Annotated in this window: 19 protein-coding genes and 15 tRNA genes; 33 read left to right on the forward strand and 1 reads right to left on the reverse strand. The window is 28.2% G+C overall.

Going from position 1 to position 11,663, the window contains the following annotated elements:
• Positions 1 to 537 (reverse strand): hypothetical protein (locus tag PHC28_RS09430; protein ID WP_300099196.1); only part of this gene is annotated, 537 nt, incomplete at its 3' end.
• A gap of 238 nt (positions 538 to 775) precedes the next feature.
• On the opposite strand from PHC28_RS09430, the gene PHC28_RS09435 reads away from it, so the two are divergent.
• The 33 genes from PHC28_RS09435 to PHC28_RS09595 all read left to right on the forward strand — a co-directional run.
• Positions 776 to 1,045 (forward strand): alanine-zipper protein, encoded by a 270-nt coding sequence (locus tag PHC28_RS09435; protein ID WP_300099198.1) that lies wholly within the window; start codon positions 776 to 778, stop codon positions 1,043 to 1,045.
• A gap of 39 nt (positions 1,046 to 1,084) precedes the next feature.
• Positions 1,085 to 1,210, forward strand: coding sequence for a hypothetical protein (locus PHC28_RS09440; RefSeq protein WP_300099200.1), 126 nt, complete (start codon positions 1,085 to 1,087; stop codon positions 1,208 to 1,210).
• Positions 1,211 to 1,328: 118 nt separating this feature from the next.
• The gene (locus PHC28_RS09445) at positions 1,329 to 2,426 is read left to right on the forward strand and encodes an RNA ligase (protein ID WP_300099202.1); all 1,098 of its coding nucleotides are present in this window, start codon (positions 1,329 to 1,331) and stop codon (positions 2,424 to 2,426) included.
• Positions 2,426 to 2,635, forward strand: a complete 210-nt coding sequence (locus tag PHC28_RS09450) for a hypothetical protein (protein WP_300099205.1) — start codon at positions 2,426 to 2,428, stop codon at positions 2,633 to 2,635. Before PHC28_RS09445 ends, PHC28_RS09450 begins: the two co-directional genes overlap by 1 nt.
• On the forward strand, positions 2,613 to 2,861 hold the full coding sequence (locus tag PHC28_RS09455; protein ID WP_300099208.1) for a hypothetical protein: 249 nt from the start codon (positions 2,613 to 2,615) through the stop codon (positions 2,859 to 2,861). The genes PHC28_RS09450 and PHC28_RS09455 overlap by 23 nt, the downstream gene beginning before the upstream one ends.
• A 173-nt stretch (positions 2,862 to 3,034) precedes the next feature.
• On the forward strand, positions 3,035 to 3,664 hold the full coding sequence (locus tag PHC28_RS09460; RefSeq protein ID WP_300099213.1) for an AAA family ATPase: 630 nt from the start codon (positions 3,035 to 3,037) through the stop codon (positions 3,662 to 3,664).
• Between the two features lie 79 nt (positions 3,665 to 3,743).
• Positions 3,744 to 4,004, forward strand: a complete 261-nt coding sequence (locus PHC28_RS09465) for a hypothetical protein (RefSeq protein ID WP_300099217.1) — start codon at positions 3,744 to 3,746, stop codon at positions 4,002 to 4,004.
• Positions 3,997 to 4,413, forward strand: coding sequence for a hypothetical protein (locus tag PHC28_RS09470; RefSeq protein WP_300099219.1), 417 nt, complete (start codon positions 3,997 to 3,999; stop codon positions 4,411 to 4,413). The genes PHC28_RS09465 and PHC28_RS09470 overlap by 8 nt, the downstream gene beginning before the upstream one ends.
• 209 nt (positions 4,414 to 4,622) lie before the next feature.
• Positions 4,623 to 4,994, forward strand: a complete 372-nt coding sequence (locus tag PHC28_RS09475; protein ID WP_300099222.1) for a hypothetical protein — start codon at positions 4,623 to 4,625, stop codon at positions 4,992 to 4,994.
• A gap of 139 nt (positions 4,995 to 5,133) precedes the next feature.
• Positions 5,134 to 5,207, forward strand: a tRNA-Trp gene (locus PHC28_RS09480).
• Between the two features lie 374 nt (positions 5,208 to 5,581).
• Positions 5,582 to 5,655 (forward strand) — tRNA-Pro (locus PHC28_RS09485).
• 15 nt (positions 5,656 to 5,670) lie between these two features.
• A tRNA-Met gene (locus PHC28_RS09490) sits at positions 5,671 to 5,746 on the forward strand.
• Between the two features lie 6 nt (positions 5,747 to 5,752).
• Positions 5,753 to 5,828: transfer RNA gene (locus PHC28_RS09495), tRNA-Lys, on the forward strand.
• A 332-nt stretch (positions 5,829 to 6,160) separates the two neighbouring features.
• On the forward strand, positions 6,161 to 6,370 hold the full coding sequence (locus PHC28_RS09500; RefSeq protein WP_300099225.1) for a hypothetical protein: 210 nt from the start codon (positions 6,161 to 6,163) through the stop codon (positions 6,368 to 6,370).
• 3 nt (positions 6,371 to 6,373) lie between these two features.
• Positions 6,374 to 6,447 (forward strand) — tRNA-Thr (locus PHC28_RS09505).
• Between the two features lie 18 nt (positions 6,448 to 6,465).
• Positions 6,466 to 6,663, forward strand: a complete 198-nt coding sequence (locus PHC28_RS09510) for a hypothetical protein (RefSeq protein WP_300099228.1) — start codon at positions 6,466 to 6,468, stop codon at positions 6,661 to 6,663.
• Complete coding sequence (locus PHC28_RS09515; RefSeq protein ID WP_300099231.1) at positions 6,663 to 6,893, forward strand: hypothetical protein; 231 nt, start codon at positions 6,663 to 6,665, stop codon at positions 6,891 to 6,893. The genes PHC28_RS09510 and PHC28_RS09515 overlap by 1 nt, the downstream gene beginning before the upstream one ends.
• Positions 6,884 to 6,959, forward strand: a tRNA-Arg gene (locus PHC28_RS09520). Before PHC28_RS09515 ends, PHC28_RS09520 begins: the two co-directional genes overlap by 10 nt.
• Positions 6,960 to 6,967: 8 nt before the next feature.
• Positions 6,968 to 7,043: transfer RNA gene (locus tag PHC28_RS09525), tRNA-Ala, on the forward strand.
• A 200-nt stretch (positions 7,044 to 7,243) separates the two neighbouring features.
• A tRNA-Ile gene (locus tag PHC28_RS09530) sits at positions 7,244 to 7,319 on the forward strand.
• A gap of 366 nt (positions 7,320 to 7,685) precedes the next feature.
• Positions 7,686 to 7,991 (forward strand): hypothetical protein, encoded by a 306-nt coding sequence (locus tag PHC28_RS09535; RefSeq protein WP_300099234.1) that lies wholly within the window; start codon positions 7,686 to 7,688, stop codon positions 7,989 to 7,991.
• A gap of 329 nt (positions 7,992 to 8,320) precedes the next feature.
• A tRNA-Asn gene (locus PHC28_RS09540) sits at positions 8,321 to 8,395 on the forward strand.
• An 86-nt stretch (positions 8,396 to 8,481) separates the two neighbouring features.
• Positions 8,482 to 8,556 (forward strand) — tRNA-His (locus PHC28_RS09545).
• Positions 8,557 to 8,632 (forward strand) — tRNA-Phe (locus PHC28_RS09550). It abuts the tRNA gene before it with no gap.
• 330 nt (positions 8,633 to 8,962) lie between these two features.
• A tRNA-Leu gene (locus PHC28_RS09555) sits at positions 8,963 to 9,046 on the forward strand.
• Positions 9,047 to 9,185: 139 nt separating this feature from the next.
• Positions 9,186 to 9,260: transfer RNA gene (locus PHC28_RS09560), tRNA-Asp, on the forward strand.
• A gap of 7 nt (positions 9,261 to 9,267) precedes the next feature.
• Positions 9,268 to 9,341: transfer RNA gene (locus PHC28_RS09565), tRNA-Ile, on the forward strand.
• Between the two features lie 299 nt (positions 9,342 to 9,640).
• Entirely contained in the window at positions 9,641 to 10,075 is a 435-nt protein-coding gene (locus PHC28_RS09570; protein WP_300099238.1) for a hypothetical protein, read from the forward strand.
• Between the two features lie 3 nt (positions 10,076 to 10,078).
• Positions 10,079 to 10,270, forward strand: a complete 192-nt coding sequence (locus PHC28_RS09575) for a hypothetical protein (RefSeq protein WP_300099241.1) — start codon at positions 10,079 to 10,081, stop codon at positions 10,268 to 10,270.
• A 9-nt stretch (positions 10,271 to 10,279) separates the two neighbouring features.
• Positions 10,280 to 10,453, forward strand: coding sequence for a hypothetical protein (locus tag PHC28_RS09580; protein ID WP_300099244.1), 174 nt, complete (start codon positions 10,280 to 10,282; stop codon positions 10,451 to 10,453).
• An 84-nt stretch (positions 10,454 to 10,537) separates the two neighbouring features.
• The gene (locus PHC28_RS09585) at positions 10,538 to 10,861 is read left to right on the forward strand and encodes a hypothetical protein (protein WP_300099247.1); all 324 of its coding nucleotides are present in this window, start codon (positions 10,538 to 10,540) and stop codon (positions 10,859 to 10,861) included.
• Between the two features lie 190 nt (positions 10,862 to 11,051).
• A tRNA-OTHER gene (locus PHC28_RS09590) sits at positions 11,052 to 11,144 on the forward strand.
• A gap of 144 nt (positions 11,145 to 11,288) precedes the next feature.
• A partial coding sequence (locus PHC28_RS09595; protein ID WP_300099250.1) for a C-type lectin domain-containing protein occupies positions 11,289 to 11,663 on the forward strand: 375 nt, incomplete at its 3' end.

Here is an 11,663-nt window from a genome sequence, read left to right on the forward strand (position 1 = left end):
TGTAATTTTATTTTTAGCTGCAACCTTCAACCGTATATTCAAACAATTATCTGAACACGTCTTACGTTGTCCAGAAAACCATTTATTACATACGATACACTGTTTAATTTTCGTATATTTTGGTTTTTTTATTTTTGTTATATTATATGTTTTTATTTTATTTGATCTTGAATCATTACCCTTTGTTCTTGAAGGGTGTCCTATTGGGCGTAATATATTATTATATTTTGCTGCACAAGAAGAATTACAAAATTTATTTTTGCGAGATTTATATTCAAGAGGATTAAAACAAAAAATACATTTATTAGGGTTACTTATATAATTATCATACGATATTTTATGTTTTTTAATTGAATTGTTCTTATTAGTAATAGATATTTTATTTTTATATTCATCTGTAAATAAATTATCGTGCCATTTTTTACCTTCTTCTGTATGTGATATACGGTAATGTGAATCAATACTTTTTGCTGATTGTGGATTATGGCATAAAATACAAGAACATAATGGTGATATATAAGGTTTCTTTTTTGACATTTTTAAATATAGATATTATAATGAACTTGTAAATATTTATATCATCAGTAAAGTGTCAGTTCGAATCTGACAAGGGGTACCATATATGCACAGTTATTCAATTTTATAAATTGAATTTGGGTAGAATAGAAATATTCAACTGGAAATAGGATTATATACTCAGCTACTCCTATTGTTCAAGATAAGGAAATCTTGTTCTATAATATGGATTATTTAAAATTTTAATTAAGGTAAATTGATGAAAAATATATTGAAAATTATTGTAGCTTCCTTTATTTTAACAGCATGTGCTACTAAAAATGATGTGAGTTTGATTCAAACTCAAATTGATGGTGTTAAACAAGATATTGAGCAAGTACAAATCAATTCCTTGATAGCTAAAGTTACAGCCTATGGTGCAGCTGAAAGTTCTGCAAATGCTGAAAGTGCTATGATTACAACGTTAGATTATACAACTAAAATTAACGAAAAATTAGATAAAATATTTCTTGACAATATTCAGAAATAAATATAAAATAAATTATATTAAAAATTGAGGAAATATATCATGAAAGCAAATTATCGTAAATTGAATGATGGTTCAATGAATTCTTCTACTTATCATAAAAAAGATGGTACTCCAGTTCGTGCTATTTTGAAAGAAGAATTGAAAAAAGAACTTCGTAGCTTATAACAATTTTTGACTGGTAGTCTTCCACGTGGTCTGCAAAACCATTGGCATAAAACTAAGGAAGTGGCGCCAATCAGTCCGATTCTGATACCGGTCTCCAAATTATAATGGGATTTAAATAATGAATGTAATTGAATATATCAATAAAAATTCACTCCAACAATTGATTAGCACTTATAATTTAAGAGCTAATTATCATCGAGATTATCCTAATCTCGTTCAATTATGTTATCATCAATTAGATACACCAAAAAATCCAATAACGAATAATTGTCGAGGTATTATTATTGATACCGATAACAATAGTGTTGTATCATTTCCATTTACTAGATTCGGGGATTATAATTATTTGAATCCTAAAGAAAATTCCGTTGATTTTGATAATTGTAGATTTTATGAAAAAATCGATGGTTCAATTATCACGATGTATTGGTATGCGGATAAGTGGAATATATCTACTAAAGGATTGCCAGATGCAAGTGGTTTGATTTATGGGATTGAAAAAACCTATAATGATTACTTTTGGGAAGTGTTTGATAAATTAGGATATCATTTACCAACTGATATTGATCACTGTTATATTTTTGAATTCAAATTTCCGAGTGATAATTTTTTAGTTAAAACTAATGAAGAAACTATTAAGTTAATTGGTATCAGAAATTTAATAACTATGCAGGAAGTAGATATCTATTTGTACAACGATACTCAATACTGTCCCGCATCGCCAACTTGGTACAGATGTGAATATAGTGAATTAGAAAATATCAATGAAATATTAAATCATGTTAGAACTGTTGATCCCTTAACTTTTGAAGGATATGTTGCATGTGATAAAAATTTCAATAGAGTAAAAATAAAATCACCTCAATACGAAAGTATAAATCTATTAAGTGATATAAATAAAAAAGATAATAAGAGAAGATTGTTGGATATCATAAGAACAAATAATCATAAAAATTTCTTACTGATAGATAAATACGAGTGTTTTACAGAAGAATATAAAGTAATCAAAGAAAAATTTAATAATTTGAAGAATTTGATTACTAATCTATATAATGATTCATTAACTCTTTCTGGTAAAGAATTAGGGTTGAAATTGAAAAAATGGCCTGAATTAAGTGGTTTGATTTTTTCGCTTAAAAATAAAAATTTTACAAGTGTAGATGATTTATTATATAATATTGATATTAAAAAACTTGAACGATTGGTAGGTAAATAATGAGCTGGCGGAATGATACGAATTGTAAATGTGGACATTCTTTTTTACAAGAAATTTTAGATAATCCTAATATTGGTGATTTTTATAATCCTACACTATTAGTATGCCCGAACTGCGATAGTAAATATGAAGTATCGTGGACAGAATATTGGGACGATGGTTCCGTTGAACAAGTATATTCTTTTGATGAAATCAATTATGTTACTTGATTGTTTTGATTATTGTTTGATTTCTCCGTTACCAGATAGAAAAATGAAGGTAGCGGAGAAAGATTTAGAAATATTAAAAAATGCAGATCGAGTTTCAATTTTTTGGATAACTGAAAATCAGCGACGAGCTAAAATGATAACAAAGTTGCAAAAAGATGCTATAATAGAACTCGATAATACTATTGGTTATCCTTGGTTAAAAGTAAAATATAATACATTTGTATAAAGATATATGAAATATATCATATTACTCGTGTTTATATTTTTAATTGGATGTTCTACGATTAATGATAAACAACTGAGAGCAGAATTAAATATTTCAGTCATAAAAATAACAAATATACAAGAAAAAAATGAAATGATTGATGAACTCGTTAACAATATAATAAGAGATAAATAATGATCACAATAGAAGTGACTAATGATTTTCGCGGAATTGAAAAAGATACTAAATTCGTTTTTGATAAAAATACTATCATTGTTGGCGATAATGGTTGTGGTAAAACAGCACTATTATCTGCTATACGAGGAAAGTTGATCAGTTCAAATAAAGAAACGGATAGTTTATATTTTTCTGATTATAAAAAGTTATCTGAAAATATTAGTATTGAACACGATTATGATAAAGTTTTTGCATATTTTTCTGTTGAGGATGATGGAGGAAATATGAATAATTCTTTTGATGCTATGGCTTTTATTCGTAATGGTGGTTTTGCTATACAAAAGATTTCACATGGACAAAAACAATTTCATTATATCGTTACTCTATTAGAACAGATTAAACAATATAAAACAGATAATCCAACACACAGGATTTTAGTATTATTAGATGAGTTTGATAAAGGGTTTTCTTTAAAAATGCAAATCAAAGCGTGTAACTTATTACTCGTATTTAATTCATACGGGTGCGATGTTATTTGTTCAACACATAATTATTTTTTAATCAAAAAACACAAAGAAATTTTTGATATGTGCAGTAAAAAATATATTACACCGAGTGAATATATCGATATTTGTGAAAAATTATAAAATATTGTTGACAAAATATCTAAGACACTATAAAATATTATTTTTTACTTGATTTAATTTAGTGTTTTTAGGGGATATTATGAATAAGACATTGTTCATCAAATCTATTAGAACTGAATTTGATTATGATTTTAGAATAGCGAAATATTTTTCTGATTTTATTGAAGATATGCTCTATCATAATGGATTAGTTATTAGAAAACAAACAATGACAGGGGAATTGTTTTTATCTGGTAATACTATACTAGAGAATGCAATTATAAATTGGATGAGGAATAATAATATGGATTATTGTTCTGAATTCATAAGTAGATATTTTTGTAATATAGATTATGTTTAATAAAATACGATTTTCAAATTATATCAGAAATAATTATGCTATTGAATTAAGAGTAGCATTCAAATTATCTTGTTTCTTAGAGAAACTGATTAATGATGGGCTATTGAGTTCATTTAAACAATATGATGATGGATATTGTACATTTGAATTATTAGCAATAGTGGTTGAAGAAAAAATACGTCTATTTTTTATCAATGATCTTGATATTAAAGAATGTGATTGGTTTTTTGCTGATTTCATTGTGAATGAAGATCAGTATAATAACATGAATGATAAAAGTTTAGATGAGTATAATATGCTAATTGAAAAACTTCATGAAGGGATTTTAAATAAAAGAATTTCAGTTGGTGAATTCAAAGATATATTAGAAAAAAATTTATATCGCTATTTAGCACCATCGGCTAGTTGAATGTATTTACTTATACAAAATAGACTGTTTAATTCTGATCCGAAGAAAATGAAAATTATTTTAGTATCTTCGGATCAATCATTCATAGAAAATGAAGCTAATAAAAGAAATGCGAAACGATCGCATAATGAGAGATATATAAATGAATATTCAATTTATTATTGTGTACATAAAATAAAATTGAGTGAAATTAAAAGATATTATGGATTATGATAATTGAACGATTTATTGAAATCCCTATTTTTGGTGGATTATTAGATATCATAATTGATGAAGATATCGTTAATAGAAGAATAGAAAATAATCATTTATTCGGTGAATATAAAAGCAATCAAATACCATCTGCTATATTTTCATATAATGGGTCGAGATATGGTTTATTCTTTACCTTTGAATGTGGAATCGATGAAATTGTACACGAAATATTCCATTTGACATTTAGGATTTTTCAAAATATAAATACAAAATTAGATGAAAATACTAATGAAGTATTTGCTTATATGCAAGGATATTTGATGAAAATCGTATTATCGGTATATGAGAAAAACAATATAAATTTAGGTATTATGAACGTTAGATAAATTTCTAATTAGAGGGATAATAAGTCCCAGAACTATAGCTAAGGCGACATAGAAAGAGATTCGTAAATCCAATAAAAAAATTAAATTGGTGCCGAAGCTTAGTACATTTATTGTGGTAGTAGTGCCTAAATTTATATTTAAGTCTGTTGTATAATGGTATTATTCCGGTCTCCAAAACCGGAGATGCCGGTTCAAATCCGGCCAGGCTTGCCAGTTTTATTGGGTATGATATGAGAACGAAAACAATAGCAAAAAAGTTATTTGAATTATTTATCGTTTCGGAAACAAGAGCCGATTTTAAAGAGGCAATTATGTTTAGTAAAGATAATGATTTATTAGCATATATAAATTATTCAAATACTATTTACGAAATTTTTAAATTAAAGTCTTGACATATTGAATTTTTTAATTTATAATTTTTAAAAATATCAATTAGAATATATTGTAAGCTATAAATATAAATATCCAATAATTTATATTATAGAGACAATGCTGTTATAGAATACAAATATAAATTGATATTTTTAAAAATAAGTCTTGACAAATACAATTGAATAGATTATAATTATTATCTAAGTTATTTTTATCGGGGTATAGCTCAGTTTGTTAGAGCGCACCGCTTGGGACGGTGAGGCCGCTGGTTAGAATCCAGCTATCCCGATAAAAATAACTTAATTGCGGGTTAGAGTTCTGGTGAACTCCCTAGTCTCATAAGCTAGTTTAGATCGGTTCGATTCCGATACCCGCTACCATTTCATGCAATGGTAGCTCAATTGGTAGAGCACTCCCCTTTTAAGGGAGGGGTTGCGGGATCATACCCCGCTCGTTGCACCAATTATTAAGAGTTTCTTTCCCGTCGGCGGACTGTAAATCCGTTGTCTTAAAATAGATGGGTTGGCATTAAGACGAGAGGTTCAAATCCTCGGAAACTCACCATTTTTATTGAGAGTTAATATTATGAAATTATACGTGTTAGTTAGAGAATATTATGGTGATTTTGATATAATTCAGACGAAGCCTTTATACGTTTCTTCAAGCAAAGATTCGTTAAAAATTAAAAGAAAAGAACTATTATCAACTAGATCTCAAGAAGAAATAGATAATGAAGTTGATTTCAGTATAGCACCATATAGTGTTAAATTAATTTAAAATAAATAAAAAATAGAATGAATAAAAATCATTTTTGGTTTTCTCGTAAACAAAAAACGCAATTAGTTAATGAAGCAAATTATAATGGAAAGTTATTCATTCCACTCTATGTGAGGATAGATAATAAATTAGTTGAATATACTTTTATGAGTTTTAGTAAAGAACACTCGAGTAAATTTGATGATATTATTTATCTAGGTACAGGTACTTATATAGGACCAAAATAATATGCCAGTTTAGTTCAGTGGTAGAACAGCGGCTTTGTAACCCGCATACGGGATTTCGATTATCCCAACTGGCTCCAAATTTAGATTATTGAAATATGAAAGCATTGTTGATTAAATCTTGTAATAGAGGTGAATGGTATGGAAATTTTATCGGTAAAATTGTTCCATATGTAAGAACAGTAAAAAATCCAATAGAATATCAGAGCAGAGAATTTGCAGGTTATACTAATTTCGTACAAATTCATGATGCTGAATTGATTGATGTTGAAGATGATTTCAGAGGGTATTATTGATGAAAATTATAACTGTAGAAGAATATAAAAATGATCCTCAATATCATAATAGTGGTATATTTAATTTTATGGGTGGATTTTCATCAAAGGATGGATCATATATTTTAGTAGTAGATGGTATTTCTTATTTCTTCGAAAAAGAAGAAATAGGTGGAGAAGAATATAATAAGATATATGATCTCCAAAATGAAGAAGGTAGAAAATATATCGAAAATAATTCGCGTCTATAGCACAAAGGATAATGCACATGCCTTCTAAGCATGATATTACTGGTTCGAATCCAGTTAGGCGCGCCAATAATTATGGGGTTGTAGTTCAATCAGTAGAACAATCGCCTTGCAAGCGATAGGTAGTGGGAGCGTAGCCCACCAGCTCCACCAAAAATAAAATAAATAATCTATTGACAATTCATAAAAGATAGATTATAATATTTTAAGAATAGATCTCAGCTAAAATAAAGTTATTTTACTATAAATGAAACCATCACTTTATTAATTCGAGATTATGATTTTAAATATATCAGCTAAAACAAAGATATTTTATTGGAAAAACACTCTTTGTTAATTCGATATAATTAACTGGGCCTGTAGCTCAATTGGCAGAGCAAACCACTCATAATGGTTAGGTTGTGGGATCATACCCCACTGGGCCCACCAATTTTTAGATGTATTTAGTTTTAATAACAGCTAAGATGAAGATATTTAATGGGATAAAAACTCTTCACCACTTCGTTATTATAATTTTTAATCATCAGCTAATGTACAGGATATTCCATTTAAGTATACCTCCTGACAAATACGGTGATATTAACTCATCTACCAATGCGTAGAAAGAGGTAGCTTTATCGTCGAGCTTATAAAAGGCGACCTATAATCTTATCATCCAAAGGATGAAAAAGATGTATTAACGATTAAACGTCGTTAATATTTTTAATACGATTGACTTTAGTTATATTAAAAATATTAACTTGACAATTTTATTTTTTTGATTTATAATTATTAAAAATTTGAAGAGAATATATTATGAAAAAATTTAAAGGTTTGACAATCAAAAATAATTTTTATGAAATATATCTTAGTACATTAGAAAATGAAGATAATTTCAAATCATTATTCAAGGAATTTGATTTTAATATTCAATTAGAATCATTAACAAATAAACAGCTAGTTGAATTTTATTTTCTTTGTAAAATATTAGTGAGATTAGTTGAATTTAATAATCCTTTTTTGATTAGTTTTGATATTGATAATATTCGAGAATCATTATCAAATATAAAAGAAGTTCTATACAAAAAAAGATGTAGATACGAAATGCACATTTATGATTGAGTTTAGTTATTATGATAACTTGTACAGAATTTATTGATAAGACGAAATTTATTCATTTTCACGAAATATTGTGTGATACTGGCGGTAGATATTTAAGTAACCCTGTTTCTTTCAAAGAAAAAGTATATGTTCATTATTCAATTGGTGATTCGTATATTTTTTATGAACGGTGGAATAAAATAAATTCGTTAGTGATAAAAGAAACTGTTAGAAAGAAAACTATTTTGAATAGGATTTTATCCTTTTTCAAAAGATAAAGAATATATCAGCTAAAACAAAGATATTTTGTAGGAAAATCGCTCTTTGTTAATTCGATATAAATAATTTTTTCCTGAGTAGCTCAATGGTAGAGTATCGCACTGTTAATGCGAGTGTTGCTGGTTCGAGTCCAGCCTCAGGAGCCAATTTTAATACCAGCTAAAATAAAGTTATTTTAATACCAACAAAACCTAAACTTTATTACTTCGGTATATTTTATTTTGCTATAATGGTGTTTGTAGCTTAACGGTTAAAGTTCTTTACTGTGAATAAAGAGATCTGAGTTCAATTCTCAGCTTACACCCCACCCGAGATAGCTCAATTGGTAGAGCGGATGCCTGAAGAGCATCGCGTAGGAGGTTCGAAACCTTCTCTCGGGACCAATTTTTGAATATCAGCTAAGTTAAAGTTATAGAAATGTCATTTAAATATTTAAACCACTTTAACAATTCGATATTTTAATTAAAATGATATTGACATCATATTTAAAATCATATATAATTATCTTTTAGAGGTATTAAATGTCATCAGTGTTGAGTAGTAGATATTGGACATGTAATAGTTGTTTTAAACAATTTGATTGGAATGCAGATAAAAATAGTTATTTGTATCCAGGTAATCATGATGAAAGAAAATGTTTAGAATTATCAACCTCAATCAATAAAAATAAGAAAAAAGATTGACATATTTATTTCAGTAATTATAATAATATTGCCCCAGTGATGAAATGGAAAACATAAGGGATTTAAAATCCCTCGCCTTCGGGCTTACCAGTTCGAGTCTGGTCTGGGGTACCAATTTTTGAATATCAGCTAAGTTAAAGTTATTTTATAGCCTTCCATGCAATCAACCACTTTAACAATTCGATATTTCAATTTTTAAATCATATATGAAATATATGAGAAAGGGCATAAAGCGGAGTAAAACCCTCCAAATGGAGCTATGGTGTAGTGGTTAACATAATTGCCTGTCACGCAATAGACACGAGTTCAATTCTCGTTAGCTCCGCCAATTTAAAGCCTCTATAATTCAAAGGTAGAATACTAGACTGATAATCTATAAACGGTTGATCGATACAACCTAGAGGCACCAAATAAGGAAGATTAATTGTACAGGGTTACAACGCTGTTTGCTAAACAGTTGGTACCATAATTGGTATGGGGATCGTTCCCTCAGTCTTCCGCAAAATCTATCTAATAGATATACTGAGCAATGTACCTAAATGGTGGGTTAAAAAACCATTGGATGATCCTTCTAATCCCATAGACAGGATACCGTATTAGAGCTTGGCCCCTCTAATAGCTATATGCCACTTGGCGGGTATTAGAATATATTACTAATATGTTTATAAAAATACCCGCCCTTTTATTTTTATTTTGACGAATGAGATCATGAAAAGATATTGTATTGATATAATTAAAAAATATCCAACCTATGCAGAAAAAATAAACGATAAAAGAGCTTTCAATTTTCTAGTAGGCGAAACGATAAAAGAAGTTGGTCCAACAGCTAATATCAAAAATATCGTAGCAGAAATGAGAGTTTTATTAAATTATACGGTACCAGAAAAAGAAAAACCTAAACCAATCGAAAATAATATTGATAAAAAAGGATATTATTTCGTAATCAATAATAAACCAACTATATTTTGTTATTCTACTGATTATTCATTAAATATATGGGATATTAAAAATATATTTAATGAAACAGGAAAAGTATTTGACAACTGTTGGATTTTTGATTATAATACTAATCCTGATGAGTTACCAGAATTTATTCATGATACACTTAAAAAAGTAAATTCTGATTTGATGATAAAGGATTAAATTATGGTATTAGGTGAAATTATTGGGGTTAGTAAAAATCCTGTGAAAACGAATTCGAGTTTTGGTAATTGGTTCGTAACTAAAAAAGTGTATGTACCAAATAAAGAAGGATTTACTTTGATGTCTGAATTCTTCTTTCGTAAAAAAGAAGCAATTAAGTTTATTGAAAATAATATTATTGATGAGGATTTATAAATGATTACAATGACGGTTTTTACTATTATTGGTGCATTGGTTGGATTACTATCTGGTGGTCACTGGATTATTGGTTCAGTGTGTGGTTTTATTTTCGGCATTTTTGTTAATTTGATGATGAGTGGTAGTTCATCAAGTAATAGTTGTATAGATTTAAGTGATTTTTATGGATTTGATGATTAAAAAGTTTTAATACCAGCTAAAATAAAGTTACTTTAATACCAACAATGTAAACTTTATTACTTCGGTATATTTTTTGGATATTATATGAAATTGTATATTGCAGTATTAGATGAATTTCCGGATTATATGACACCAACACTTGTAGCTCATGCAGTATTAGGTGCACATATTAAATTTGAATGTTATCCGATTTATAATTATTGGCTTAATCATTCATTTAAGAAATGCGTAGTTAGGGTTAATCAAAAAGAATTTGGAAAAATTCTACAACTATCTGACATATATGTAGGTAGAGAAAATAAAACATTAGATGGTAAAGATTCTTGTATAGTTGTTTGCCCGAGAATACAAGATGATACTTTTCCAAAGGTATTAAAATTTGCAAAACTTTGGGCACCAAATAAATAATTTATCGTGAGAAACTTATGAAGATATATTGTGGTGAATCTAATACAAGTAGAACAAAATCAATTGATGATATCCACCATAAAACGTGTGATAGTGGTTATAGTACAAGAATATATACAGCAAAAGCTGAGCGGAAAGCAGCAAGACGTTTTGCAAAACAACAAATCAGTAAAGAATATGAATGTTTATAGGAAGAATCACAGTATTGGTAAGCTGCGCGGCCTTGAAAGCCGTTTGAACTATGAAGATAGTTTTGTGAGTTCGACTCTCACTTCTTCCGCCAATTTATAAAATATTTTGTGTACAATTGATACTTTATATTTTAAAAATATAAAAATATAGATAATATCATTTTTTGTATTAAAAGGTTTATGCAAAAGTATAAACGGTGATGATCCGATATCATCAATTAAAATAGGAAAAATATATGAGACATGTACTGAATACCTTAATTTTAATGTTATTTGCGGTTGTAGCTGTACAAGCAGCTAATTCTCCGGTATATCATTCTCCTACAACAGGTAATAATTATATCGCTTATGATTTATTGAAAACTGGTGCAGATGCTGAAGCGTATTGTTTAGCTAGAAGTGGGCATTTAGCAGTAATAAATAATCATGCAGAAGCAACTGAATTATTCAATGATATGAGTTTATTACTACAAGGTGGACCAGTTACAGAAGATATTACTAATTATACAATTGGCGAATATATTACTGAGAATGCAACTGTTGAAAAAACTGTAACTACTCAAGGATTTTATACTGACCCGGCATATACATATGGTAGTTATTATAATGGT

This window comes from Flavobacterium sp. (assembly GCF_028712645.1).
Classification (GTDB): Bacteria; Bacteroidota; Bacteroidia; order Flavobacteriales; family Flavobacteriaceae; genus Flavobacterium.